Source organism: Microcystis sp. 0824 (assembly GCF_003112475.1).
Classification (GTDB): domain Bacteria; phylum Cyanobacteriota; class Cyanobacteriia; order Cyanobacteriales; family Microcystaceae; genus Microcystis; species Microcystis aeruginosa_C.
In genome coordinates this window covers 86,389-112,715 of sequence record NZ_BDSM01000003.1, presented here as the reverse complement: position 1 = coordinate 112,715, position 26,327 = coordinate 86,389, and the positions used below count along the sequence as shown (strand labels likewise).

The 26,327-nt window shown below is 42.0% G+C and carries 23 protein-coding genes and 1 pseudogene; 11 read left to right on the top strand and 13 right to left on the bottom strand.

The genetic code is table 11. The features are described 5' to 3' along the window. Positions 1-137 precede the first annotated feature (137 nt). The 5 genes from ovoA (at position 138) to N0824_RS01095 (ending at position 6,143) form a co-directional block, all read left to right on the top strand. Complete coding sequence (gene ovoA / locus N0824_RS01115) at positions 138-1,493, top strand: 5-histidylcysteine sulfoxide synthase (RefSeq protein ID WP_108935377.1); 1,356 nt, start codon at positions 138-140, stop codon at positions 1,491-1,493. 233 nt (positions 1,494-1,726) lie between these two features. Next, entirely contained in the window at positions 1,727-2,161 is a 435-nt protein-coding gene (locus N0824_RS01110) for a VOC family protein (protein ID WP_108935376.1), read from the top strand. 135 nt (positions 2,162-2,296) lie between these two features. Continuing rightward, a complete protein-coding gene (locus N0824_RS01105; RefSeq protein WP_108935375.1) occupies positions 2,297-4,075 on the top strand; it encodes a S8 family peptidase in 1,779 nt (592 codons plus the stop codon). A 250-nt stretch (positions 4,076-4,325) separates the two neighbouring features. Next, positions 4,326-4,874 (top strand): response regulator, encoded by a 549-nt coding sequence (locus N0824_RS01100; RefSeq protein ID WP_046663685.1) that lies wholly within the window; start codon positions 4,326-4,328, stop codon positions 4,872-4,874. 489 nt (positions 4,875-5,363) lie between these two features. Next, a complete protein-coding gene (locus tag N0824_RS01095) occupies positions 5,364-6,143 on the top strand; it encodes a DUF1350 family protein (RefSeq protein ID WP_108935374.1) in 780 nt (259 codons plus the stop codon). On the opposite strand, the gene N0824_RS01090 is transcribed toward N0824_RS01095, so the two are convergent. The 5 genes and pseudogenes from N0824_RS01090 to N0824_RS01070 form a co-directional block, all read right to left on the bottom strand. Continuing rightward, entirely contained in the window at positions 6,140-6,409 is a 270-nt protein-coding gene (locus tag N0824_RS01090; RefSeq protein WP_373456612.1) for a hypothetical protein, read from the bottom strand. The two genes, N0824_RS01095 and N0824_RS01090, sit on opposite strands and share 4 nt — an antisense overlap. Positions 6,410-6,759: 350 nt before the next feature. Continuing rightward, positions 6,760-7,206: pseudogene (locus N0824_RS01085) on the bottom strand (Uma2 family endonuclease); the annotation flags it as partial. Positions 7,207-7,244: 38 nt separating this feature from the next. Continuing rightward, positions 7,245-8,498, bottom strand: coding sequence for an FIST N-terminal domain-containing protein (locus N0824_RS01080; protein ID WP_108935373.1), 1,254 nt, complete (start codon positions 8,496-8,498; stop codon positions 7,245-7,247). Positions 8,499-8,651: 153 nt separating this feature from the next. Continuing rightward, positions 8,652-8,906: a SemiSWEET transporter gene (locus N0824_RS01075; protein ID WP_002739519.1), complete on the bottom strand. Its 255-nt coding sequence runs from the start codon at positions 8,904-8,906 to the stop codon at positions 8,652-8,654. Positions 8,907-9,032: 126 nt separating this feature from the next. After that, entirely contained in the window at positions 9,033-9,533 is a 501-nt protein-coding gene (locus tag N0824_RS01070; RefSeq protein WP_046661983.1) for a L,D-transpeptidase, read from the bottom strand. A 164-nt stretch (positions 9,534-9,697) separates the two neighbouring features. Here N0824_RS01070 and N0824_RS01065 point away from each other — a divergent pair, with 164 nt between their 5' ends. From N0824_RS01065 to N0824_RS01050, 4 genes are all read left to right on the top strand, one after another. Continuing rightward, positions 9,698-10,573, top strand: a complete 876-nt coding sequence (locus N0824_RS01065; protein WP_108935372.1) for an ABC transporter ATP-binding protein — start codon at positions 9,698-9,700, stop codon at positions 10,571-10,573. Between the two features lie 496 nt (positions 10,574-11,069). Next, complete coding sequence (locus N0824_RS01060; protein ID WP_199224870.1) at positions 11,070-11,873, top strand: ABC transporter permease; 804 nt, start codon at positions 11,070-11,072, stop codon at positions 11,871-11,873. Next, positions 11,874-12,629, top strand: a complete 756-nt coding sequence (locus N0824_RS01055; protein ID WP_002771944.1) for an ABC transporter ATP-binding protein — start codon at positions 11,874-11,876, stop codon at positions 12,627-12,629. Positions 12,630-13,087: 458 nt separating this feature from the next. Beyond that, positions 13,088-13,519: a DUF4278 domain-containing protein gene (locus N0824_RS01050; protein WP_108935370.1), complete on the top strand. Its 432-nt coding sequence runs from the start codon at positions 13,088-13,090 to the stop codon at positions 13,517-13,519. A gap of 270 nt (positions 13,520-13,789) precedes the next feature. On the opposite strand, the gene N0824_RS01045 is transcribed toward N0824_RS01050, so the two are convergent. From N0824_RS01045 to N0824_RS21155, 8 genes are all read right to left on the bottom strand, one after another. Next, positions 13,790-15,283, bottom strand: a complete 1,494-nt coding sequence (locus N0824_RS01045) for a thymidylate synthase (protein WP_108935369.1) — start codon at positions 15,281-15,283, stop codon at positions 13,790-13,792. A 4-nt stretch (positions 15,284-15,287) separates the two neighbouring features. Beyond that, positions 15,288-15,911, bottom strand: a complete 624-nt coding sequence (tmk, locus tag N0824_RS01040) for a dTMP kinase (protein WP_108935368.1) — start codon at positions 15,909-15,911, stop codon at positions 15,288-15,290. A 25-nt stretch (positions 15,912-15,936) separates the two neighbouring features. Then, entirely contained in the window at positions 15,937-17,322 is a 1,386-nt protein-coding gene (locus tag N0824_RS01035; RefSeq protein ID WP_108935367.1) for an NAD(P)/FAD-dependent oxidoreductase, read from the bottom strand. A gap of 209 nt (positions 17,323-17,531) precedes the next feature. After that, on the bottom strand, positions 17,532-18,167 hold the full coding sequence (gene hisIE, locus N0824_RS01030) for a bifunctional phosphoribosyl-AMP cyclohydrolase/phosphoribosyl-ATP diphosphatase HisIE (RefSeq protein ID WP_002804335.1): 636 nt from the start codon (positions 18,165-18,167) through the stop codon (positions 17,532-17,534). 163 nt (positions 18,168-18,330) lie between these two features. Further along, positions 18,331-19,212, bottom strand: a complete 882-nt coding sequence (locus N0824_RS01025) for a glycosyltransferase family 2 protein (RefSeq protein WP_108935366.1) — start codon at positions 19,210-19,212, stop codon at positions 18,331-18,333. Between the two features lie 331 nt (positions 19,213-19,543). Further along, complete coding sequence (locus N0824_RS01020) at positions 19,544-20,179, bottom strand: PEP-CTERM sorting domain-containing protein (RefSeq protein ID WP_108935365.1); 636 nt, start codon at positions 20,177-20,179, stop codon at positions 19,544-19,546. Positions 20,180-21,127: 948 nt separating this feature from the next. Further along, the gene (locus N0824_RS21160) at positions 21,128-21,838 is read right to left on the bottom strand and encodes a PEP-CTERM sorting domain-containing protein (protein WP_233256327.1); all 711 of its coding nucleotides are present in this window, start codon (positions 21,836-21,838) and stop codon (positions 21,128-21,130) included. A gap of 1,236 nt (positions 21,839-23,074) precedes the next feature. Beyond that, entirely contained in the window at positions 23,075-23,833 is a 759-nt protein-coding gene (locus tag N0824_RS21155; RefSeq protein WP_233256326.1) for a PEP-CTERM sorting domain-containing protein, read from the bottom strand. A gap of 647 nt (positions 23,834-24,480) precedes the next feature. On the opposite strand from N0824_RS21155, the gene N0824_RS01000 reads away from it, so the two are divergent. Then, complete coding sequence (locus N0824_RS01000; RefSeq protein ID WP_002781138.1) at positions 24,481-25,092, top strand: IS607 family transposase; 612 nt, start codon at positions 24,481-24,483, stop codon at positions 25,090-25,092. A gap of 136 nt (positions 25,093-25,228) precedes the next feature. Then, on the top strand, positions 25,229-26,245 hold the full coding sequence (locus N0824_RS00995) for a thiamine phosphate synthase (RefSeq protein ID WP_108935363.1): 1,017 nt from the start codon (positions 25,229-25,231) through the stop codon (positions 26,243-26,245). The last annotated feature ends 82 nt before the right edge of the window (positions 26,246-26,327 follow it).

Here is a 26,327-nt window from a genome sequence, read left to right as displayed (position 1 = left end):
AAGTTATGGGTTTTAGGCACTCATGCAAGAGGCAAAAGGCAAAGGGGAAGAAAAACAGGTGTACCTCACTAGCTTAGGAAACGCTATATCTCTGTAAATAATGAAAACATTCTTATCAGTAATAGAGGCATAAAAACATGGAAAAGATTCAAGCTCAGGCTCCTATCTCCCTAAAAAACTGTAGTCGAGAAAATATACTAGACTATTTTGACAATGCTTGGCAATTAGAAGATATGCTGTTAAAAAGCATTATCAAAGAAGAAGCTTTTTACTGTAACCCTGACGATTTAAGAAATCCCCTCATTTTTTATTTAGGTCATGCGGCCGCTTTTTATCTGAATAAATTGCAGCTGGTTAACCTATTAAAAAAAAGCCCTAATCCTGACTATGAATTATTGTTTGGAGTGGGAGTAGATCCAGCAACTCCTGAAGAATTAAACTCTGCTACCGCCCATATTCAGTGGCCTGGGGTGGCTAAAGTTTGGGAATATCGGCAACAAGTCTATGAAATTGTGGTCGAAATAATTAAAAATGTACCCCTTAATCTTCCTATTCATCCTCAGCATTCTCTCTGGTCATTAATGATGGGAATTGAGCATCAGCGTGTTCACTTTGAAACATCTTCAATGTTACTCAGACAACTGCCCTTAGATTGTCTACAACGTCCTCAAGGGTGGCATTATGCCCCTTCTTTTGGTCAAGCTTATCCTAATCAAATGGTGGAGGTTTCTGGGGGAATAGTAGAAATTGGTAAACCCCAGGATTCTCCTGTTTATGGTTGGGATAACGAGTATGGTTATCGTCAAATTCAAGTTAACAATTTTCTGGTGAGTAAATATATGATTACCAACGGAGAATTTAAAGAATTTGTCCATAATGGTGGCTACGAAAATCCCAGTTATTGGGATGAGGAAGCTTGGCAATGGAAAAATCATTATCGAGTCAAATATCCTAAATTTTGGCTGGTAGATGAGGGCGGAAATTATCAATACCGAGCCATGTTTGATGTTTTCGATTTACCTCTCGATTGGCCGGTAGAAGTGAACTATTATGAAGCGATCGCTTACTGTCGTTTTCAAGGTCAAGGAATACGTTTAATGAGGGAAGCTGAGTGGAATTTAGTCACCTATGGCAGTCAAAAAAATCGATGTTATACCCTAGAAAACGATAACTTTGATGACTATAACCTCAATTTAAAATTCTGTTCTCCCACTCCCGTAGGAATGTTAAAAAATACGGGCAATAACTCAGAAATTTATGATTTACGCGGTAACGTCTGGGAATGGCTAGAAGATGATTTTAATCCCTTAACTGACTTTCAACCCCATTACCTCTATGCTGACAATTCCACTCCTTTCTTTAATAGTCAACATAAAATGATGTTAGGAGGAGCTTGGGTGACTAACGGCACAGAAATCCTACCCTACTATCGCAATTGGTTTCGCCGGAATTTTTATCAACACGCTGGTTTTAGAATCGCACAAAGTCTTTAGGTGGGGTGTGGGGTGTGGGGTTTTACCCATTTTTAGGGGGTCAATTACCTAATTTTCAGGGAAAAAGTGCCTAATTTTCCCCCCGATTACTGCAAAGACCAGCACTTTTTTGATGTCTTGAGATTTATTCGGCCAATCCTAGGTAATTGCCAATTTCAAGAAAAATTTTTCGGAAAAGTCGCCCCTCGATCACTACAATAGAACCTAGTAGAGCGCGGATAAAATCGATCGCCATGAATCAACCTGCAATTTTTCATCTCGCTATTCCGATTACCGATGTGTCCACCGCTAAAAGCTTTTACTGTGATGGTTTAGGTTGTTTAGCGGGAAGGGAAACCGAGAAAGCGATAATCTTAAATTTCTATGGTCATCAGGTGGTCGCTCACGTCACCGAAATGCCTCTTACTCCCCAAAATAGCATTTATCCTCGCCATTTTGGTCTAATTCTGCTGGATGCCAGAGATTGGGACAATCTTCTCGCACAAGCACGAGTCAGTCAACTAAAATTTTATCTAGAACCAAAAACTCGCTTTACTGGGGAGATAACCGAACATAAAACCTTTTTCCTGGAGGATCCTTTCTATAATCTCCTCGAATTTAAACATTATCGCCACTATGAAGCTATTTTTGCCAGTCGGCAATTAACAGCGATTGGCGATCGAGCTTAAAATAAACAACAGGTGACTTTTTTGTAACTGGTTAGTTCTATCTTCAACTGCGACAAAAATAGGGGAACTTCGATCAAATTTTCTCATCAAAACTAAAAAAACCTTGGCTTGTAACGATAAATTATTAGGAAATATATGAAAAAAATTTTATTGTTAACCCTATTCATTATCGGTCTAGGATTTGCCCTCTTTAACTTTACTGGATTAGCAAATCGGGGCGAATATCAATCAATTTTAATCGACTTTAAGGACGATCTACCGGTCAGCTTACTCGATGAGCAGTTAAATGCTATTAACAAAAAAGCGGGAAAAACCACCAGTTTAAATAGTATTTTTTCCATCGATGAACATCTTTACATCGTTGATGGAGATAGCAAACTCCTGAAAACTCTCCGCAATTCCGACCTAAAAAAATACACCGAATCGATCGAACCCGATTATATTTATCATGCTTTCATCGCCCCCAACGACCCCGACTATAGCAAACAGTGGAACCTGAGGGGGATAAATATCGAACGCGCTTGGGAAGAAAATCACGGTGAAGGGATCACCGTCGCCGTCATTGATACAGGTGTATCAAGAGTTCCCGATCTGCGAGAAACCGAGTTTGTGGAAGGCTACGACTTCGTCAACGATCGCAGCAATAGCGAGGACGATAACGGTCACGGAACCCATGTAGCGGGAACAATTGCCCAATCGACCAATAATAACTACGGGGTGGCCGGCATCGCCTACAAAGCCAAAATTATGCCACTCAAGGTACTTTCCGGGACGGGTGGGGGAACCGTGGGCGATATCGCCGAAGCGATCCGTTTTGCCGTCGATAATCAAGCCGATGTCATCAATATGAGTTTAGGGGGTGGAGGGGAAACCCAAGTAATGAAAGAGGCGATCGAATATGCCTATAGTAAAGGTGTGGTAATCGTCGCCGCTGCCGGTAATGGCGATGATAATTCCGCCGCCTATCCCGCCCGTTTTCCGCACGTTATCGGCGTTTCTGCGGTAGATGCCTCCGGAAATAAAGCCCCCTATTCTAATTTCGGGGCCGGAATCGATATTGCTGCCCCAGGCGGCTCCGATACGGGTAAAATTATCCAAGAAACCATCGATCCGGCTAAGGGGGGGGAACCGGCGTTCCTCGGTTTTCAGGGAACCAGCATGGCAGCCCCTCACGTTGCTGGGGTGGTAGCTTTAATCAAGGCTGCGGGAATTAAAGAACCCAATGCAGTTTTAGAGGTTTTGCAACAGTCGGCCCGTAAGATCAAGGATGATCCCTTTAATCATTTTGGGGCCGGACAATTAGACGCGGGCAATGCCCTACAATTGGCCCTAAAAGGACAGATTACTTTCCGGGATTTTTGGCGTTGGTTGCGCGATAACGGTTATCTCAATCCTCGTTTCTGGATTGATGGCGGTGCGGTGGCGGTTTTACCCAAAATGGCTATGGTTTTGGGTTCTTATCTCCTCGCTTGGTGGCTGAGAAATTATTTTCCCTTCTCCTGGAACGGATTTTTGAATGCTGGTCTAATTTTTGGCAGTTCTGGCTTATTTTTCCTCAGAGGTCTTTATATCTTCGATTTACCCCAATGGCCTTTCCGAGTCATGGGGAGTTCTCTTTCCGACCTAGGAGGTGTTATTCAGGGAAGTTCTGCCCTTAATCCGCTTTTTGCCAGTGTTATCCTGCCTTTTGTCCTGATTGCTCTGCTTTTAGGTCATCCCCAAGCTAAATGGTTAGCGGTGGGGGTAAGTTTAGCCATGGCGGTGACTTTAGGGATCAGTGCTGTTATCGATCCTACTCTGGTCTGGTTAGGTTCTGGTAGGAGCGCTCAGGCATTTTTGGGCGTAAATGCGCTTTTATGTCTCGGTTTAGGTTATTTAGCCCTAAAAAGTGCTACTTCCTCCCGATACGCTTAAACAGGGGTTACAATGGGACAATAAGGGTGATTTACCGATAAAAACCTCTTTGGTTTTGGTATCTTCCTTTTGTTTTGCATTGAGTTCTCCTACAACAGCAGCCTCGGACATTAACCGAGGTTTTTTCTTTATGATGTATGTTAACTTCTAAGGGGTTTTTGGGAATCCTCAATGCCTATGCCGAAAGTTTTCGCCAATATCCCCTCGAATCATCGAGTTTATCTATTGTCTCTTGTCTAAGGTGTCTATCGTGTCAAATCATAAAATTCTCGTTATCGATGACAGTAAAGTGATTAGGATGCGCGTTCGCGATATGTTACCAGAGGGTAACTTTGAATTCCTCGAAGCTAAAGACGGATTAGAGGGCTATAATCTCATCCGTACTGAAAACCCGAATTTGATTATTTTGGACTTCCTTCTCCCAAAAATGAGCGGTTGGGAGGTGTTTCAGCAAATCCAAAGCGAAGATAATCTCAAAAGTATCCCCCTAGTGTTAATGTCGGGAAGGAAAGAGGAGCTAGTAGAGAAAATACCCGAACCTTTCCAGTATTTTGCCTTTATTGAGAAGCCTTTCGACCAAAAACAATTAATACAAGCGATTAAAGAAGCGATAGCCAAGGCAAAACAGTATTCTCCCAAACCGACAGTTTCTAGCCCGAAACTAGAGGAACTCACCGGGGATTATAGCACCGATATTCAGACTCTCCATGCCCAAATTGCCCAAATGCAAACAGAAATGGAAACTATCAAGAAACAAATGTCTCAATTAGTGGCTTTTATTAAGAAAAAACTCGACTAGAACTATTCATCCCGATTTTTGATGACTTGGGTAAGCAGTTATCCTTATCCAGCCGTGCCAATCTCTGACTAATATCCTATCCCTTTTAAACAGGATTTAGTATAATATGAAGTGGTATTTATTTGGTGAGTGACTAATACTAAATCCGTTGAGTATAGGCTACTTATAGAGGGGAGGCAAAAGGCAACAGGCAAAAGGGGAAATAAATAATCAGTTTTTAATAACCAGATTTAGTATTAATTCACTGATAACTAGGGCTTGCTGAATAATGGTAAAACCCTTTTAAAATAAGGCTTTTGACCTGTTAAAATCCGATGTTCATGCTGCGAAAATAGGATTGGGACATTCAAAAACCTTGCATTATTCTTAATGCAGTACATAAGTTGGTACAAAAAGAAGGATAACAAAGCCTGAAACGACTGGCTACTGACTCCTGACTCCTGACTCCTAACCCCACCAATAGACTTTTTAAGCAAACCCTAACTAATTATGAATTGGCAAGAAATAGCAGGTAATTGGGTTTTTCTCCCCCGTCGTCCCCGGGGTATCATTCACTTTTTAGGTGGGGCATTTGTAGCGGCGGCCCCGAATATTACCTATCGTTGGTTATTAGAAAGTCTTGGCAATTCAGGATACGCTATTGTCGCTACTCCCTTTGTTAATACCCTCGATCACAAATCGATCGCCCGCACAGTTTTAAACCGTTTTGATAATATTATTGAACGTCTGCGCTGGAATCATAGTCTGCCCCAAGGTTATCTCCCCATCTACGGATTGGGTCATAGTATGGGTTGTAAACTGCATTTATTAATCGGTAGTCTCTACGAAGTGGAACGGGAAGGAAATATCCTCATTTCCTTTAATAATTATCCCATTCGTCGGGCTATTCCTTTTATCGAACCTTTGCAAATTGACACCACTTTTAACCTCGAATTTACCCCTTCCCCCGAAGAAACAAACGAGTTAATTTTCCAAGATTATGCCATTCGTCGCAATCTTTTAATCCGTTTTCAAGACGACACGATCGATCAATCGCTGGTATTAAATCCCCTGCTAAAAAAACGCTTTAATGATTTAATTACCCTGCGAACTCTCCCGGGCAATCATCTCACTCCCTTGAGTCAAGATGTCAGTTGGCAAACCGGAGAAGTATTTACTCCCCTCGATGCGATCGGCCAATGGTTAAAACAGGGACTTGCCCGGGATAATTCCCGTCTCAAAGATGAGATTCTCCAGTGGTTAAATCCCGTTCTTCCCGCCTCTCGTTAGCTTTCCTCTAGATTAATCCCCAGGGCCCGTAATTGCGCCTCTAAGCGGGCTAATTTTGCCTCAGCTTCCCGGGCCCGTTGCCGTTCCTGTTGGGCTTGCTGTTCGGCGGTCCTGGCCCTTTGTTCGGCTAATTCAGCCTTTTGCTTGATTTCTAGGGTGGTCAAAAACCGGGAGCCATCGGGATAAAAAATAGCTAACTGGGGACTCTCCAGTTGAAAACGAATCTGTAGCCGCGGACTCAGCCAATTATCGATCACGGGAATCATCGGAAATTTTGGGTCTGAAACCCCGCCGTTCTAGGTTGGCTTTACGTTAGAATTAAAAGGCCAGTCTCGAAAACCAAGTGGACGGCGCAGCACCTTGAAAACTCGGCTTAGGGGGTTCCGACCAGAAAAGCTTGGCCGGGTAAAAAGTCGCGCGCAACAAGTACAAGAAGCTATAGGCGGTCAACGTACCGTGGGACACACGGAATCGGGCTTCTGAAATGGGGCGAAAGTCTGTGGACTCTGTGTAAGACAGTACATGGTTTTTTAACTGTGGTATGCGACGGCGGTGGAAGCAGAAACTTAAATCGTGAGGTTTAGGAATCGCCGCCCTAAAAGTGCGGCGAGGATGTCAACTCCAATTGATCACCCCTTCGCCACCAACCCTGTAGATAATTAGCATCGGGATCGTAGAGATAATATTCTTCTACGCCAAAACGCTGATAAAATTGCCATTTTCGGCGCATTTCCGCTTTGGTGTTGCCCGGAGAGAGAATTTCAAAGACCACCTGCGGCGCAATCTGGTTTTCTAACCATTGCTTATAGGAACCTCGATCGCCCTTGGGTCTGCCAAACACCACCATAGCATCCGGTGCTTGACAAGTTTTATTATCCCCCTCGACGGGATACCACAACAGATCGCCGGCGATAAACACATGGTCATTCTCTGCGAATAAACATTCGAGATTTTCCTTGATCTTCACGATCCAGCGAAACTGTTTGGTATGATCGGCCATCGGTTTACCGTCACTATCGGGATAGATAATCTCCGACTCAGAGAAAGATTGGGCTTTTACCATCGTTCTACTCCCTAGAGTACTAACTATTTAGTATAACATTAAATTCCCTGACGAAAGAGGGCAAAAGCCGAGGTATAACCGTGTAAAAAAGTGCGCCCAGCCACCGGCCCGATTTCTCCATTGCAAAAGAAACCGGCAAGGGGAACATTGGCGAAATAACGCTGAAAAAGACCCGAATCAAAGTCCGGTTTTTCGTAGAGATTTTCCCCGCGACCGAGACAGGAAAAGATTAAAGCACCTAGTACCTCTGAGCTATTAGGTTTGTCTCGGGGAAAAGCTTGCAAAAGTAATTCTAAATCTAGGGCGGAAGTGTCGGCATCGCGCAGGTGAAATTGTACCCGCTGCCCCGGACGCACTCGATCGCCAATTGCGATCGCACCTTGGCGAGGATCTACTCCCAAAACATTGCGAATTAAGAAATCCCCGGCCCGCAACTGCATTTTAAACTCATCCCTAGCAATACCGATAAAAAGGGAGTGTTGCGACAATTCTCGGTCTTTTTCGCTTAAGGAGGGGATTAAATCCCGCAGTAGGTTTAAAGGTGGTTGCGGAGTACCATCGGCCCCTTTACCGGTCATGGAGATGATAATATTGCGTTCTCCCTCACTCACCTGATAAATCGGTCCGATGGGACGACAACCCTGGGCGACGATAGTTTCGACGATAATATTGCCAGAAAGGGCGATTCCTACGGTTCCCTGACGATAGAGATAGGTATTACGCGGTTTTTGTTGATCGTGGTAGAATAGACCCCCAGAACGTTCGATCATGCCACCACTGACTAAACCGCCGATTTTGGCCGAACCGGGGTAGGCAAAATCCAAACCCTCTAACAGATCATTGATGCGACTGGAAAAAGGATCGGCTAAAAGGATAAATTGGGGATTTTTGGCCGCTTCTACCCCTAATAATTCTGTCCAACTAGAGGGGGAACTGTCGAGATCGGGCATTTCCGCCGCTTCGATATAGAAGGGCTGCACTTCCACATTGGGCAAATGGGCGACGGTGAGACTTAAAGCCGGACTCGCTTCGATTTCTCGCGCTTTTTCCCTCTCACCCATGCCGACAATCCCCGCCCCACCGCAGCCGATCAGCACAGGAACGGGGAGTTTATCCAAGATTAAGGGAACTAAACGGGGATAGTCGCTGGCATAGGCAGAAGAAATAAAAATTATGGCTAGATCTGCCGATCCAACTAACTTATCTTGCACTTTTTCTACTACCTCCGTCACCGCCGCTTCTAGGGAGGGACGGGTTGATAGGGCATTAATCCACTCGATGCGATTGCTCATGTTTCTTGACCCCAAATTTGGTCTCAATGGTCAAAGATGATTATCTTAACAATAAATTAACCTAAAAATCCTATCCGCGCCCCTAGATGGCCCAATAAATTGTAGAATTGTCATGACGTGAGCCAATAGGGCCGCAAGGGATTGTCAGTTATTTTAATCATATTTAATCTTAAAATAGAGAATTGTCCCCGCTAAGATAAAAGTAACAAAATTAGCGATAATAATCGGTTTACTGTTCATATAAAGGCCGTATATGAGCCAAAGAAAAACCCCCAGACAAAAGCAAATAAACATAGTTAGGGATAAGTCCTTAGCCGAACGATAACGCCAAGTTTTAATCACTTGGGGTAAAAAAGATACAGTGGTTAATATTCCCGCCACGATCCCGATTAGTTCAATAATATTCACCGATTATCCTCTTGGCTCAGTTTCTCTCATTTTAAACTGTTGGCTATCTAAATTACTGGTTAAGACGGCTCTCTCGACATCATGGGGGTAAAGTGTTCGTAAATGTGACATTTTGTGCCATTGTTTCTATTGAGCGATTACTATCACTGAAGTGCCGATTTGTACCTTTTCAAATAAAGCCTTTATATCTCGATCGCGCATCCTAACGCAACCGTGGGAGACGGCCCGGCCGATGAGATTTTCTTGGGGTGTACCGTGAAAACCGATAAAATTCGCGCCATCGGTCCAAAATCCAATCCAACGCGCCCCTAAAGGGTTGTTTTTTCCCGATGGCACCAGTTGCCCGGTGAAAGGATGTTCCCAGACTGGTTCCCGCACCATCTGAATCACCCTAAATTGTCCCGTTGGGGTTTCCCAACCCGGACGACCGATCGCCACAGGGTAAGAAGCAATTATTTTCTGTCCTTGGTAAACAAAAACTCGTCTTTTTTTTAAATTTAGCAGCAAACGGGTTTCCGTTCGGATTACCGTGGTTGCGGGGGGGGAATTACCGAGACTAATGGGGGGATTGAGGAAAAATTCCCCTATTCCTAGACATAAACACAGAATTGGCAGAAAAACTCCCATCGGATACCGGCAAAGTCAAGATTTTTTATCCGTATTCTAATCTGATTGTGAAGATGTCAAACCAAAGTCGATAGGAGTACCTTGAGAGGGAAGGATAAAATCGCCGTCGAGTTGGGCTAATTCGGTTACACTAATCCATAGCTAGAATATTAACTTTTGTAACTATGACCGCCGCTATTGCTCTCGATCGCGTTTCTAAAATCTATAACAATCTGCCAGTAGTTAACGAGCTTTCCTTTGCCATCGAAAAAGGGGAAATCTTTGGTTTACTCGGTCCCAACGGTGCGGGAAAATCGACGACAATCCGCATGATTATCACCCTAACCGAAGCAAGTCAAGGAGAAATCGAAGTGGCGGGGTATAATGTCAAAAAATACCGCGATCAGGTGAAAAGAAATATTGGGGTAGTCTTGCAACAGATTAGCGTTGATGGGGAATTAACCGTCTGGGAAAATATGGAATTTCACGGCCGGATGCACCATATCCCCAATCCCCAGAGACAGGAATTAATCGAGCGCTATTTAGATTATGTCAGTTTAAGCGATCGAAAATCTGCCCTTGCCAAAACTCTTTCTGGAGGGATGAAACGACGTTTACAGATTGCTCGCGCTCTTCTTCACGAACCAAAAATTCTCTTTCTCGATGAACCGACAGTCGGTTTAGATCCCCAAAATCGTCGTCGTTTGTGGGAAGTAATTCGGGATTTAAACCGGCAAGGAATGACAATTTTGTTAACCACTCACTACATGGAAGAAGTGGAATTTCTCTGTCAGGATAACGCCGCAGGAAAACCGGGCAGAATTGGCATTATGGATGCGGGCAAATTAATCGAATTAGGAACTCTAACGGATTTTCGTGCTAAGTATGGTGAGGGTTTAGTTATCAAACAAGTTGGCGATAAAATTGATTATAAATTCTTCCCCACCGTCGCTGATGCCAATGCCTATCTCGACACTTTGAGCGATAAAACTGGAGTAATGTGTCGCCCTTCCAACCTCGAAGATATCTTTGTGGAACTCACAGGACATCAATTAGATTAAATTCTTGGTTTAAGTAAGTAGTTATAATTAAATTGAAGATAAATCCCCCCTTAATCCCCCCTTGATCCCCCCTTAATCACCCCTTAATCACCCCTTGATAAGGGGGGTGTCTGACAACTTTTAACACCTACCTACTTAGCTGTTAGGAAGTTGTTCAGTTATCGGTTTTTGACTCCAGTTTTTCTGAGATTAGCTCTGTTTAAATCGGCATTTCTTGACTTTTATCTGGTGTCTATTTTATTGGCAAACCTGCTAGAGTCTAGGTCAATTAGCTGAGGCTGTCCCTAAAAACCGAATTCAACCCTAAAAAAAGAGGCTTTTAGCGTTTTTTAAGCTTTTTGAGCCGGATAAATGGCCTAGTGGGGGAACTTTTTCCCGAGAGGGAGAGTCGTCGGGGACTGGATAAAAACTAGAGTCCCCCCTCGATCGATAGACAAAATTGACGTTAATCGTTTAGAATAAAGCACTGAATACTGAAGAGATGACAATTATCCCTATGACCGATCTCCAAGCAAAAACTAGATGGTCAACAGCGCGGCGATATTACGAATTGCTTAGTGTTTTAGTGGAACGTAATCTCAAGGGACGCTATCGGGGTTCTTTTCTGGGGGTTTACTGGTCTTTGTTAAATCCCGTGATTATGACGGCACTATACACGGCAATTTTCGGCACGGTTTTCGCCTCTTATTTTGATAATTCTATAGTTAACTATGTCCTAGCGGCTTTCACTGGTTTAGTAGTAATAAATTTCTTTAATGCTTCCACTAACCAAGCCTTACCTAGTATCGTTGGTAATGGCAGTATTTTAAATAAAATTCGTCTGCCAGTTAGCATTTTTCCCGTTTCCATGGTAGTGGCAAATATTTTTCAATTTGCTATTAGTATCTTTCCCCTTTTGGCTATAGTAACTCTCTGGAAGTCTCAAAGTTTAATTAATGTAATTGCTCTGATTTTTCCTGTGATCGGTCTTTCTCTGGTTTGCACGGGAGTGGGTTTTTTTGTCAGTACCCTCTACGTTTTCTTCAGAGACTTACCCTATTTTTACGAAATTGTTTGTTTTGTCGCTTGGATTAGCAGCCCGATTTTCTATCCTCCAGAAATTATTCCTCCTTCCGTAAAACCATTCCTGCTATTAAACCCATTATTACCAGTAATTGAAAGTATTCGCCAATTGTCCCTTTCCCCCGGATTACCAGATTTTGGTTTGATTTTTCAATCTCTACTTGGGGGGATTATCATCTTAGGAATTGGTTGGACTTGCTTCCGACTCTGGCGACATTTATTTATGGATTTATTATAAATGACAGAAGTAATTCGACTCGATCAAGTGTCTCTCGAAAGACGTACTCAAGAAGAATTTTCCTACGATCTAAAAAGGACAATCTTCTCTATTCTTGAAGGTAAATATCGTCAACCTGCCAAAAAATTAGTTCTAGATGATATAGATTTAGTCATTAATTCTGGAGCAAAATTAGGTATCATTGGAGCTAATGGCGCGGGAAAATCTACTCTCCTAAAAGTCATTTGTGGTATTCTGGAACCGACAAAAGGACAGGTGAGAGTCAGGGGACAAATTGCCTCTCTAATTGAATTAGGAGCAGGTTTTGATCCAGATTTACCAGTAAAAGATAATATTATTCTCTATGGGGTAATGCTGGGATTTTCTCGTCAGGAAATGAAGGAAAAAACCAAAGATATTCTTGACTTTGCTGAGTTAGAAGAATATATGGGAGCGCCGGTGAAATCTCTTTCTTCCGGGATGGTGGCTCGTTTAGGATTTGCGATCGCCACAGAGGTTCACCCCGATATTCTTATTCTTGATGAAGTCCTTTCCGTTGGGGATGAAAGTTTTAAAAATAAGTGTAAACGACGTTTAAAAAAATTCTGGAATTCTAACGCTACTATTTTAGTAGTTTCCCACGATTTGACTTTAATTCAAGAGTCCTGTGACCAAGCAATTTGGCTGAATAAAGGCCAGTTGCAATGTCAGGGTACATCAGAAGATGTAATCAAGTTTTATTTGGATTCCGTGCATCAAAATGAAGTTAATTTTTAATTAAGTAGGTAATCTCAATTAATTGTTAGATAGCAATAATTTATCTACGTTTGACTTAGTCGAAAACGTTGTAACTAAATAAAAAACCCCGGTGTCCAGCCGAGGTAGCGCTAAGTTATGTAGGAGAACTCAAGCAAATCTGTCAATGGGGTAAACCCAAACCCCGAAAACTTTTTTAAGCTAGTAGGCCAAGTTTTTCGCCATTGTCTGGAGCCAAACGAATCATAAGCTGTCTGATACTCCTCGAGACAATTTGAACTGGCTTGCTGTCTTGGCTGTTTTGCTTTAACTTTTAGTTCATGTAAATAAATGTAACAATATTTTTACGAATTGTAAAGAAGGATTGACAAAATAAAACTTATATGAGCTATAAGCTGATTTAATATTTTTCGCCGATCGAAGCTAGGGAGGTAATATATAGGGAGATTGGTTCACTAGCGTGACAAGGTGTACCCAGAATGTCCTATTTGTTTTTGTTGCCACTGTTCACCGCTGCCTTGGCTGCCTATTTCTGGCAGAAGTCCAGCGATGAGATCGCTTATCTCGCCAGTGCTGCCACGGTAATTAGTTTAGTGTTGAGTCTGGTTTTAGCTCCTTGGCAGATTCAGCTATTAATTCTCTTAACAGTTGTGATTGTCGTCACCTTTTTATGGCAAGGACGAGAAGAGCAGAAGAATGTCCCCGTCCCTACTCCGGAAACCGCCGGCGAGAAAAAGTATCGTGGGGCCACCTATATCGAGCCAACAGTCGCCGAGGCTCCTGTCAAGGAGCGAGGGGGTAAATATCGCGGTGCGGAGGTTAAAATCACCAATAATCCCACGGTGGCTAACCCAATTCGCTCCTCATCTCTCAAATATCGCGGTGCTGGTTCGGCAAACAAGGACCAGTAATCAGTAATCAGTAATCAGTAATCAGTTATCAGTTATCAGTTATCAGATTTGAGTTTTCAGTTCACTGATTAGGTGCATCTTGTATTTGTGATTTTCTCTCACTTATGGTGAGCAGCAGAAGTTATTAAAAGAGGGCGAATGCAATTCGCCCCTACAATAATATTATTGAGATGCACCCCACTGATTACTGTTTACTGTTCACTGTTCACTGAAAATACTTCCCAATTCCCAATTCATAATTCATAATTTATAATTCATAATTCCCAATTCCTACTGGTCTTGAATATAAAGCTGATTATTTTTGAGACAATTGTATGCCTTTTGTAACTCGATTCCCAGATAACCGATATGTTCGGGAATAATTGCGGGATTGGTAGCGGCAATCTCGCGGATTAATTTCAGGGGATTTTTGCTTTGATAACAAGCGACAACTTCCCCGCTGCCGGGGGTAGTTTGTTGGACAAGAATTTGTTCTTTTTCCACAGAAATCAAAAAGTTACCACTAGGGTCAAAGAAATCGCGCTGATTGACAATTTTATCGTACTGGGTGGCGATTAATCGTTCGACATTCTCCCAAGTATCATCGTATATATGGGCCGATTGACTGATAGTAATCAATGGACCCATGGATAAATTGTAGTCGGAGCGCTTGCTAATCTCATCTCTAATATGTTGCTGTAAAGCACGCAATCCCATGGCATTTGCCGGCCAAGCGGCAAACATATCATTACTTCTAAATATTGCGGTGAGAGATAATTCATTTTCCACCACTCGCACCCAAATATGATTTAAACAGGGACTACCTCCCTTTTCGTGGTCTTTTACATCCCAGAGGGACATGACTGCACTAGCGGCATCAATTTCTGAGATTAATTTATTGATAACCTGTGCAATTTGGTCTCGGCCAAACCAAGAGCGCAATCTTTGACCGTAGGTGTATTTAACTCCTTGGTGTATAGGGGAATCATCGAGAATTTGTCCGATATATTCGGTGAGAAAAGCTCTATCTATAGGCAAATAATTAGGTTCGGGAAAATAAAAGTCTGGGGGTTCATCGGTGACAACGGCCATTAGGTCAATTAATTCTTGCCATTTACCATCATATCCTGTGGGTCTAATTGTGCCGGTGGTTTTAATCTTTTGGAGAATTTTTACCCAAGTTTCGGCAATAGTTTTTCCTTCAATACGATGACCGTATCTTGTCCCGGGTAGGAGAGAAGGAAGATTTTCTAAGAGAGGAAAGATTAAGGGTTCTCCCCAAGTTGGTAAGGGAGATTGTTCTGCATAATTTTTGACAGTTTCAATCGCTTCTTGGATGGATTTAACTGGTTGATATTGAATCAATTGACGTAATTTTTCGAGGGTTTCTCGGTCAATTTCTTTGTCAATATATCCCGTGATAGGAGAATTAATTAACCAACATTCTCTACCTGTGTCACTTTTTCCTAACTGAAATCCTTGACTAAAAAAGTCTAGTAAACATTGACAGCTACCGGAGTTTTTATCTTCCTTGGTAGCGTTGAGAATAACTAAATATCTAACGTGGGGATTTGCTATTAAGTTTCTCAGCAGGGGATTAATTCCTCTGGTGGGACTATAAAGATTGCCAATTACTGCGTATTGGTCGGGATTTAAATGTTTAGCAAGGGACTGTTTTACTGTCCATCCCGTGATAATTGCCGTTTGGCCGTGACCGCAGATTAATTGATTAGGTTTATAGTGGGGTTGGTAGATGAATTTAGGGGTGGTTTCTATACTGAGCATGGATTTAAATTAATCGTTCAAGATAATTAATAATATTTTGGTGAAGTTGTTCTATTGTATCACTGCCATCCAGTTGTAAACAATCATCTTTATATTCTTTAAATATCTGGAGAAACATCTGACGAACTTTCATTAACTTTTCTTGTTTTTCGTACACTTCTGTGATGGCTCGGTTTTTAATTCTTGCCAGAGAAATATCGGGAAGAACATCGATATAAATGACTAAATCGGGATTGGGAAAATGCTGATTTAACTGCCGAATAAAAGCCAATTCTTCGGGATTATTGCCATTGTAGGCTAGGGAAGAAAAATAATAACGCGTAGTGATAACGTGGGTTTGTTCTTGCTGAATAAGTTTAAAAACGCCATCGTGATCATTATATAAGTGATAATGGCGATCAGCTGCAAACAGATAAGCCATTTGTCGGTCAAATTGATTTTGATCTTGGATAGAAATAAGATTAGTTTGCATTATTTCTCGAATCAAACGACCGATAACTCCCTCGGAAGGTTCTGGACTTAAAACCGCTTTTTCCCCTCGCTTAAAAAAATATTCTTGTAGTAGTTTTGCTTGGGTACTTGTTCCCGATCCGTCAATACCTTCAAAGACAATAAATTTCGGTTTCATAATTTAATCTTCTTTATCAATCTAATTATCTGAATAATTTTTTTAGCCAAGTTAACCAAGATTTTTTCTGGGGGATTAATTGCGTCATTTCTCCGATAATCTCTCCCATACTTCCCCAGGTATAAATATTTTTATTGAGGGATTGTATGGTTAAATTTTCTTGTAAAGCTAAACTGATTATACCGATCATTTCTGCTGCTTGATTACCGACTATTTGCGCTCCCAGTATTTTACCATCTTGTCGGTAGATTAACTGACAAAATCCCGTGGTTTCTCCCCAGATTTGCTGTGAGACCATATTTTTGATGGGATAGTTGATCATCTTTACCTCCTTACCATAGCTCTCCTGGGCCGCTTTTCCAGTTAAACCCACCCAAGCAATAGCCGGATCAAAAGCAATAAATGAGGGAATTTGATTGGGATTAAAGTTAAATTTTTCTCCCGTGAGCAGATGCTTGACTAACCCAAAAGCAGCCCGGTGATTTAAAGTAGGATCGGGATAATTATTTCTGAGCAAATTTAGGGCATAAATGCGGGAATTATCGGTTTGTAATTGCTGATTAACCCTGATTAGTCCTTGCTCTAGTTTAACTCCCACCCCAGCCAAATTTAATCCCTGTTCATCCACTTGATAATTACCAGCAAAAATCAGATCATCAACTTGGATAACACGATTGCCTAATTGTAGCCATTTTTGACCCTCGATCGCTTTCACTTGACTAGGAAAATAACCGGGTAAAATCTTAATTCCTTCCGCTTCTAAAATGGCAGTAACTAAATGGGAAATTTCCCGATCAATATCCGGCAGTAGATAACTATCCTCGATAATTAAGCTAATTTCTTTCCCCAAACGTCGGAGAATTTGCGCTAAACTCACAGCCATGCTGCTGTTGCCAATAATCCCTAAATGTTGTCCCAACTTATCTAAATTTGGCTCTTGCCAAAGGGTTTGAGCGGTAAAATAATTAACTTCATCTAAGCCGAAAATTTTCGGTACTTGTGGATAAAAACCTGGGGCGATAAGATAGTGTTTAGCCAACAATTGCCGACCGTTAACCACGAATCCCAAATGGGGCAGCCGGACAAATTCCCCCCCACCCGGGATCACATCTATTCCTTCCGTGGCTAATCTTGCCAAAGAATGATATTTATTAATAGTTTTATCCACTTCCTCTAACCATTGCCGCAACCGTTGCCATTGGGGATAAATAGCCGTTTCTTGCCAATGATTAAGCAGTTTATAGAGATGGATAATTTGGCTGTACCCCTTGCTAAAAACGTCCTCAGATGCCTCTAAATTGTCCCTAGAAGGCTGTTGCACTAAAGCCACCCTTTTTTTGAGGTGAACAGCCAACAAAGCCGCTTCTATCCCCGCAGGAGTGGCACCAATAATTACTAAGTCGTAAACCACAAATATAAAGTAGGAATCAGGAGACAGTATTCAGGAGTCAGGAGTCAGGAGTCGGAATTCAGGAGTCAGGAGTCGGAATTCAGGAGACAGTATTCAGGAGACAGTATTCAGGAGACAGTATTCAGGAGTCAGGAGACGGTATTCAGGAATCGGAAACTTAACACTTAACACTTAACACTTAAAACTGATAACTGATAACTGATAACTGATTACCGGCGCCGGTCTTGTAGTTTTTTATAGACATCTCGCAGGGGGACTTGATGATAGGCGAGGGCGACGAGGGTATGATAAAAAAGATCGGCCACTTCTGAGGCAATAGCATCGCCATCATTATCTTTGCAGGCCATGACCACTTCTGCCGATTCTTCGCCGATTTTCTTGAGAATTTTGTTATCTCCCCCGGCCAAAAGTTTACAGGTGTAGGATTCCGGATGAGGATCGTCTCTGCGATCGCAAATTACCTTAAACAATTCCGAGAGGGTGTCGGCCGCTGGCGGTGATTTTTGCCAATTTACTTGGTGAAAACAGCTTCTTTCGCCGGTATGACAGGCGATATCACCGATTTGCTCAATAGTCAGTAGGATAGCATCACTATCGCAATCGTAGCGAATTTGACGCACCTTTTGGATATGGCCCGAGGTGGCTCCTTTGTGCCATAATTCTTGACGAGAACGACTCCAATACCACGCTTCCCCGGTGGTGAGGGTTTTTTCGAGGGATTCCCGATTCATCCAGGCCATCATTAACACTGTAGCATCAAGATAGTCTTGAGCGATCGCTGGTACTAAACCCTGGGAATTATAAGCGATCGCGTCGAGGGGAATAGCGGAGAGTAAAGAGGACATCAGTTTTTCGCGGTCAAGAATTATGGTGGGACAAATTGCCCAAAGCTTAATTATATAGCCTTGAGGAATGCCCCTAAATGGCCGCAGAGAATTACATCAACGGTGAGTGAGGAAAGTTTACATTTCTTAAGATAGACAAGAAAATTTCTGTCCGACCAGTTAATTAACAACAATCGGATGTCACCTCGATCACTGGTTCCGATTCAATGATAATCTGATCATTAACGGTAAAATTCTCGGTTTTGATTTCTTCAGCTTTCAAAAGAATTAAATACTCATAAAAAGCCTGTAAAGTACACCAAGCAAAACCGGCTTTTCCATCGCGGATTCCCCCTAAAACAAAGTACATATACAACCAACGCAAGAGGGGACGACAGGGTAAACGCAGGGATAAATCTTTTAAAGCGCGTCTTCTGGCCACTTCGTTGTCACCAAAGAATAAATCCCACCATTTCACCGCACCATTTTCCAATTGAGAGAGAGTTTCTTTTGCTTCATCGCTAGAATAACGATTGTGTTTTTCTATCCAGCGACTTAAACCTTTACTACAGGTGTAATGGGGATAGGTTTCTTGCAGAAAACCGGTTGCTCCTAGACAAACTTCTCTTTCCGTGTGACCATAATCGGAAAACCAGACCTGTCCTTTTTTCAATAAACGCAATTGATAGCGGGGATACTGGGTACTGTGACGAATCCATCTCCCCATAAACATCACTCTTTCGGCCGCGTAATAACCCACATTATCCGGGGATTTTATTGCCTGTAAACATTCTCGGAATAACTGCGGGGTCATCCGTTCATCAGCCTCTAAAATATACACCCATTCGTGTTTAGTGAGAATAGAACGTAACATCCAGGTGCGTTGTTCTCCGTGACTTTCAAAAGTGTGTTGGATAACCCGGACGGGATAACGTTGGGCAATCTCCACAGTGCGATCGTTACTAAAGGAATCCACCACAATAATATCATCAGATAGTTGTGCCGATTCAATACAGGCGGCGATATCGATTTCTTCGTTATGGGTAAGGATGTAGATAGAGAACATGGGCGATGATTTAAGGGATAAAGTTAAAAGAAAAAAGGAAAAAGGAAAAAAATATCTATACTCTAATTTTCTGGAAAGATGAAGATTTGGCCCCTAAATCCCCTTAATAAGGGGGATGGGGGATGCCCCCGCCTATCGGCACCCCCCTTATTAAGGGGGGCAGGGGGGAGCAAACGACCCCTTGATTAAAAAAACAAAAATCAGGTCAAGACCTGCGTTAAAATCAATACTTAAGGGAAAGCTAAAAGCTAGAAACCCAGAGGGGGAGCTAACCTTTAGCTGTTCTTGTTCAACGTCACAGTTATCAATGTGTGCAAGACATTGGTAACTGTTATTTTTGTTTCTTCAAGCGGGAAACCATTCCTAAACCACCCACAGCCAGAAGTCCGAGGATAGTACCCGGTTCGGGAGTTTGTTTGTAAGCATTGCTCAAGGTGTATAGAGTTTCACCGGAGTTAGGAGCAAGGGTATCTGTGACGGTCAACAGTTGGGTGGGGGCGATAGGGTAAAAACCAACAAGAGGATCCGCTGAACCACCTGTTGAAGTTAAGGTGAGCGGTATCTCAGCAAATGTCTTGGTTACAGTCCCGTAGTCAGTGGCTGTTACGTCTGAATCCAGTGCAACCCCAGTTAAAAACTTGTTGGGGTCAGTGACCTCGATTGTATATGTGAAAGACCCAGAATTGCTATTATTGTCAATGGCATCGGGAAGAGCACTGTATATGAAATCATACTCATCACCAATCAAGCTCAGAGTAACCGTATCCAGCGGCTCGGCCCCAAAGCCACTTTCCGAGACGAACGTAACTTTTTTGTCGCCATTTTCAAGAGGAGTTCCGCCCGTCCAATCCTGCCAAGTTAACGTCATGGCACTCGCACTGGTAGCGGTAAGCACCGCGCCGGCGAGAACCCCAATGGCTAGAGAGCCAGAAGCAAAGGTTTTGGTTAATTTGTTGGTTGTCATCATAACTGAATTATCCAGCGTTAATTGTGTGTCCTATAGCCATCAAAAGAAGTTAGGCAAGGGTTAAGCTTGCTGATAACTTTTTATTTGACTTGAGAGAACTATAGCGAAAATTTTCAAAAAAAGTCAAGTGTTTTAGAAAAATTTTTCGGCAAGATTTATCTATTTTTTCGTACAATTTATAGGAGTTTTTTTTAAACATAACTACCCAAAAGTTAACAAATATACCCAAGATTTTTGGTGAAAGTTGGACAGATAAATAAGCTCTAGCTTTTGAAACTATCTCCAGTTATTAGAAATTTTAATCAAGAGGGGTGTAATAAATGAAGACAGGGAGTAACAGAGACGCTGAGAAAAGCTCTGAGCGTTTGTACTAAATTTTTTAATGGGCAGTTCTAATGCAGTACAGCTTATATAAAAAGGAATAGTTTTGACAGTCAAAGCTAGAGTTTGATGGCAATACATTAACGTCCTTTTGATCCTATAAAAATATAATCCGTGCGACCCCAGGACAAACTCAGGTTTTAAAAATACAAAAAATCCTGTTTAATACCTCTATCTAAAGGAGTATTATTAATTATCCTACTGTCCCAATTGGGACAATTCTCCCCCAATAAATTTCTTTAATTTAAAACCGAGTTATATATAGCGTTTTTCAGTCTGCTGAAGTACAAAAGTTATGGGTTTTAGGCAAAAGGCAAGGGGAGGAATAAATAATCAGTCTTTAATAACTGGATTTAGTCTGATGTCCAGTTTTTAGGCGCGAGAATTGCTAGAAAACCCCAAAACCCTCTAACGACCCCTTGATTAAAAGCAAAAATCAGGTCAAGACTTGCCTTAGAATTAATACTAAAGGGAAAGCTAAAAGCCAGAAACCCAGACGGGGAGCTAACCTTTAGCTGTTCTTGTTCAACGTCACAGTTATCAATGTGTGCAAGACATTGGTAACTGTTATTTTTGTTTCTTCAAGCTGGAAACCAATCCTAAACCACCAACGGTGAGAAGTCCGAGGATAGTACCCGGTTCGGGAACGTCAGGAGTAGTAGTAGTTCGGATTAATGCGTCATAGCGACTATTACCAAAACCATTACCACCACTATTAAAACGGTCGTAGAAGTGAAGTCTGTCAAATAGAATAGCATCGGCTGGTGATATCCCAGTAACAGTTGGCAAGGAGGGATCCTCTACGTCAAACTTTACATAGTTTTTGGTCTCAAAAAAACCTATGAAAGTGGTTCCAGTCGCCCAAGTCACCGACGCTCCGCTACCTTCATTGGTAACGGGGAAAGAGAAGGCTAGGTTGGAGGTAAGTTCATATCTGAATTGACCAGTAGCTAAACCCATTTGGTTCGCACTGTATGCAAAGTTTCCTGTGGCTGTTGTCGTCGTTTTGTATTTTTGGGGAGCGGGGTTGAATTCAGGGTTGAATACGCCAGTGGCGGTCGTGATGAAGGCGATATTGTCCGGGCTAGGATTGTTTGTGCTAGGGCTGAAAGTGACCGAGAAAGTATCGTTGCTACCGGGTTTAACATCATTTAAGAAACTGGAGGTTTTCCCTTGCCAAGCAAGAGTAACAGCTTGAGCGGGAGCGGCGATAGCGGAGGCGATGCCGAGCAACGCTACACCGGAAAGAATTTTGGTTAATTTGTTGGTTGTCATCATAACTGAATTATCCATCGTTAATTGTCTGTACTTAGCCATTAAAAGAAGTTAAAAAAGCGTTAATCACGCTGATACCTTTTTGTTTGACCTGACAGAACTATAGCGAAATTTTTCAAGAAAATCAAGTAGCTTTTGGAGATTTTTTTGGCAGTTATTTCTACATTTTTTGTCCAGTTTATGGCAGTTTTTCTTAAACATAATTACCCAAAAATGGACAAATATACCCAAGCTTTTTGGTCAAAGTTGGACAGATAAATAAGCTCTACTTTTTAAAAATCTCCCCAGTGATTAGAAAATTTTAATCAAGAGAGGAAAAATATATAAAACTTCATGGTTTTGACCGTCAAAACTAGAGTTGCAGAAGAATTAATTCCCTGACGTAAGAAAACAGAAGAAAACGGAAAAAAGGGAGCGAATGCAATTCACCCCTACAGTAACTTCCTTTTTTTCCTATAAAAAGATAACCCGTGCAACCCCGGGACAAACGCAGGTTTTAGAAAGACAAAAAATCCCGTTTAATACATCTATCTAAAGGTGTATTATTAATTTTCCTCCTGTCCCAATTGGGACAATTCTCCCCCAATAAATTTCCTTAATTTAAAACCGAGTTAAGTAGCTGGTTATAATTAAATTAAAAATGAATTTTAGGTTCGATCCCCCCTGCCCCCCTTGATCTGTCCTTTAGTCACATCTTTCTTAACATTTCAAACCTTTGTAGCATAAGGCTTTCAAGACTCGGTTAACAATTTGCAATATTCCTTGTTGACACCCTTACTGACAAAGAAAAAACTGAAATCAAGTCAGGATAAGGGTTGGAGTGCTTACTGAAAAAATTGTTAAGAAAGATCCCTATAAGGGATAGCCCCCTTGATAAGGGGGGTGCCGATAGGTGGGGGGATCTGATAACTTTTAACGCCTACCTACTTATATATAGCGTTTTTCAGTCTGCTGAGGTACAAAAGTTATCGGTTTTAGGCAAAAGGCAAGGGGAGGAATAAATAATCAGTCTTTAATAACTGGATTTAGTCTGATGTCCAGTTTTTAGGCGCGAGAATCGCTAGAAAACCCCAAAACCCTCTAACGACCCCTTGATTAAAAGCAAAAATCAGGTCTTGGCTTGGGTTACAATTAATACTAAAGGGAAAGCTAAAAGCTAGAAACCCAGAGGGGGAGCTAACCTTTAGCTGTTCTTGTTCAACGTCACAGTTATCAATGTGTGCAAGACATTGGTAACTGTTATTTTTGTTTCTTGAAGCGGGAAACCAATCCTAAACCACCAACGGTGAGAAGTCCGAGGATAGTACCAGGTTCGGGGATAGAACTAGGGGGGTCTAGGTCTTGAGTGAAGCTGTTAGTGGAAGATTGTAATAGAGATTTACCATTGTCACCACTTGTGAAGGTATCGACCACTTTGATGGGACTAGCATTGAAAGACAGAATACTGCCGAAGTCGTCAGATCCGTTCGTGGACTTTAGGTTGATAAGCTGCTTATTATCTAGTGTGAAAACCTGCTTGGTAGCGAGATAATTTGTGCTTCCACCCGGTCCAGATATATCTGTATCGAATCTAATCGTATCGAAAACTAGGGGGGGGGTTGAAACAGCGACAATCTTGACTGTGTATTCCAATGTACCATTGGCAACACCCAAGCTATTTTCTTCACGAAAATTTACAGTCCAAACATCTTGATTGAGAATGAATCTCAGTGTATCGCCTACACCAACATCGCCACCGAAACTGAAATCGGAGAACAATTGGTCGCCAAGCTCAACAGAATCATAGAAAGAGCCCTCAATCTGAACACCAAAGGTGCCATTTTCAAAGGCAATCTTGCTATTTACAAAACCATTACCATTTGTACCGAGTGTAACGGGAGAAGGATTAAGATTAATCGCTTGAGCGGGGGTGGCCATAGCGGTGGCGATACCGAGGGTGGCTACACAGGAAAGGATTTTGGTTAATTTGTTTGTTGTCATTATAACTGAATTATTCATTGTTGATTATGTGTACTATAGCCATCAAAAAAATTTAGACAAGCGTTAAGCTCGCTGATAACTTTTTATTTGGCTTAACAGCAATATAACAAAATTTTTCCCAAAAAACTTGTTTTTTGGGAAGTTTTTTTTGGGAAAATTTTGTATATATTTTGTCCAATTTATAGGAGTTTTTCTTAAACATAATTGCCCAAAAATGGACAAATATACCCAAGCTTTTTCGTGAAATTTAGACAAATAAATAAGCTATACTTTTTAAAAATATCTCCAGTGATTACAAATTTTAATCAAGAGAGAAATAATATATAAAAATGAAAAGTTTTGCTCCTTAAAAGTCGACTTCCATAACAATCAATTCCCTAACGGTAAAAAACAGGCAAAACGTTCTGTAAAATGCACTTGCGCCTACAGCAACGTATTTTTACTCCTATAAAAATGTCCCCCTTGCGATCCCTTGTCAAACTTAGGTTGTAGAAAAATAAAAAATCCCGTTTAATATCTCTATCTCAAGGGATATTATTAATTTTTCTAACTCATCTACAATCACTAATGAGAGATGATCAAAGTATGAAAGTGGACAACTGACTATCTCAAGTTGGACAATTCTCACCCGATAAATTTCTTTAATTTAAAACCGAGTTATATATATGAGTAACCTCATCACTATTCGAGAAGCTTCCGATTTGCTCGGAGTTAGCGTTAAAACCCTCCGGCGCTGGGAACAACAGGGGAAAATTTCCTCAATTCGTACCCCCGGCGGTCATCGCCGATTTCGACGGCAAGATCTCTTACAATCAGGCCAAGCAAACTCATCTATTATTGGCTATGCTCGTGTTAATCGACCTGAACAAAAACCACAATTAGACACCCAGATAAAAGCTTTAGAATATTTTTGTCATCAGCAGGGTCAACCCTTTGAAATTCTCATCGATATCGGCGATGGAGTCAGCTACAATCGCCCTAATTTTATGCGTCTAGTGGAGATGATTTGTCGCGGTGAGGTGAAATCTCTAGTTTTAACCCATGCGGAAACTGTTAGTCGCTTTTCTCATGATTTTATTTTGGGTTTGTGCAGTCTCTTTAAAATCCAAGTCATTCTCCTCAATCAACCCCATGAATCCATTGCAGCTGAGGATTTAGTGGACGATCTGCAAGCCCTCGTCACCATCTGTTACAATCGTCTCTATCCACTACATAACCCGGCTCATCAGCAATTACTAGAATACCTAGGGGCGCTCAAGAATGTCCGTGTGGCTTAAAATTATTCTTGGCATCGGTTTCTTACCCCTCTTTTTAGCTGTCTGATGCTGCTTCTACTGTTCCCCGAACAAGGGCCAAGAATAGTAATATTTTAGCTGACGGCTAACGGCTATAATAACTCCCCATTGACGGCAAATGAAACTAGAAACCACGGCGATTAAACGGATTATCGATGCTAACCTTGACCGCGCTAGAGAAGGACTGCGAATTATCGAAGAATGGTGTCGTTTTGGCTTAGATAATCCCGATTTAGCCCAAGAATGTAAAGAAATGCGCCATCAATTAGCTAGTTGGCACTCGATCGATCTTAAACTACATCGGGACACAGCCGGCGATATCGGCACGGATTTAAGCCATCCCAGGGAAGAAATCCGGGAGACTGTCGAGGGACTGCTGCAGGCAAATCTCGCTCGCGTACAGGAGGCTTTTAGGGTTTTAGAAGAATACGGTAAACTCTATGATCTGGAGCTAGGGATAGCCTGTAAACAGCTGCGCTATCGGGTTTATCAGCTAGAGAGTAAACTATTAATTTCTCCACCTTTGGAAAAACTGAAAGCCTCTCCCCTCTATCTAGTCACTTCTCCTGCCGAAAATCTGCTAGAAATCGTCGAATTAGCCCTAAAAGCAGGTTTAAAATTGGTGCAGTACCGCCACAAAACCGCCGCTGATACCATTCGTTTAGAAGAAGCCGCTAAACTGTGCCAATTATGCCACCGTTACGATGCTTTATTTATTATGAACGATCGCGTCGATATTGCTCAGGCCATTCATGCTGATGGTGTTCACCTCGGTCAACAGGATGTACCGATTTCCCTAGCGCGGCAATTTCTCGGTCCGACGGCAATTATCGGCAGGTCCACCACTAATCCCCAAGAGATGGCCAAAGCAATCCAAGAAAAGGCCGATTATGTGGGAGTCGGTCCAGTTTATGCCACCCCCACCAAGGCGGGAAAAACTCCCGCAGGATTGGAATACGTCCGTTACGCGCGGGAAAATTGCCCTTTACCCTGGTTTGCGATCGGTGGTATTGATAGTAGTAACATTAAAGAAGTTTTAGAGGCAGGAGCGCAACGGGTAGCTGTAGTCCGGGCCATCATGGAAGCGCAGCACCCCGATGTGGTGACACAACAATTATTAACCCAATTAAAGTAGGGTGTGGGGAGGGGGAATTATGAATTATGAATTATGAATTATGAAGTGAAGTGTAGGGTGTGGGGAGGGGGAATTATGAATT

Coding starts and splice junctions, on each gene's coding strand:
- ovoA (WP_108935377.1), top strand. CDS start 138: ATGGAAAAGATTCAAGCTCAGGCTCCTATCTCCCTAAAAAACTGTAGT.
- N0824_RS01110 (WP_108935376.1), top strand. CDS start 1,727: ATGAATCAACCTGCAATTTTTCATCTCGCTATTCCGATTACCGATGTG.
- N0824_RS01105 (WP_108935375.1), top strand. CDS start 2,297: ATGAAAAAAATTTTATTGTTAACCCTATTCATTATCGGTCTAGGATTT.
- N0824_RS01095 (WP_108935374.1), top strand. CDS start 5,364: ATGAATTGGCAAGAAATAGCAGGTAATTGGGTTTTTCTCCCCCGTCGT.
- N0824_RS01090 (WP_373456612.1), bottom strand. CDS start 6,409: ATGATTCCCGTGATCGATAATTGGCTGAGTCCGCGGCTACAGATTCGT.
- N0824_RS01080 (WP_108935373.1), bottom strand. CDS start 8,498: ATGAGCAATCGCATCGAGTGGATTAATGCCCTATCAACCCGTCCCTCC.
- N0824_RS01070 (WP_046661983.1), bottom strand. CDS start 9,533: ATGGGAGTTTTTCTGCCAATTCTGTGTTTATGTCTAGGAATAGGGGAA.
- N0824_RS01065 (WP_108935372.1), top strand. CDS start 9,698: ATGACCGCCGCTATTGCTCTCGATCGCGTTTCTAAAATCTATAACAAT.
- N0824_RS01060 (WP_199224870.1), top strand. CDS start 11,070: ATGACCGATCTCCAAGCAAAAACTAGATGGTCAACAGCGCGGCGATAT.
- N0824_RS01055 (WP_002771944.1), top strand. CDS start 11,874: ATGACAGAAGTAATTCGACTCGATCAAGTGTCTCTCGAAAGACGTACT.
- N0824_RS01050 (WP_108935370.1), top strand. CDS start 13,088: ATGTCCTATTTGTTTTTGTTGCCACTGTTCACCGCTGCCTTGGCTGCC.
- N0824_RS01045 (WP_108935369.1), bottom strand. CDS start 15,283: ATGCTCAGTATAGAAACCACCCCTAAATTCATCTACCAACCCCACTAT.
- tmk (WP_108935368.1), bottom strand. CDS start 15,911: ATGAAACCGAAATTTATTGTCTTTGAAGGTATTGACGGATCGGGAACA.
- hisIE (WP_002804335.1), bottom strand. CDS start 18,167: ATGTCCTCTTTACTCTCCGCTATTCCCCTCGACGCGATCGCTTATAAT.
- N0824_RS01025 (WP_108935366.1), bottom strand. CDS start 19,212: ATGTTCTCTATCTACATCCTTACCCATAACGAAGAAATCGATATCGCC.
- N0824_RS01020 (WP_108935365.1), bottom strand. CDS start 20,179: ATGATGACAACCAACAAATTAACCAAAACCTTTGCTTCTGGCTCTCTA.
- N0824_RS21160 (WP_233256327.1), bottom strand. CDS start 21,838: ATGATGACAACCAACAAATTAACCAAAATTCTTTCCGGTGTAGCGTTG.
- N0824_RS21155 (WP_233256326.1), bottom strand. CDS start 23,833: ATGAATAATTCAGTTATAATGACAACAAACAAATTAACCAAAATCCTT.
- N0824_RS01000 (WP_002781138.1), top strand. CDS start 24,481: ATGAGTAACCTCATCACTATTCGAGAAGCTTCCGATTTGCTCGGAGTT.
- N0824_RS00995 (WP_108935363.1), top strand. CDS start 25,229: ATGAAACTAGAAACCACGGCGATTAAACGGATTATCGATGCTAACCTT.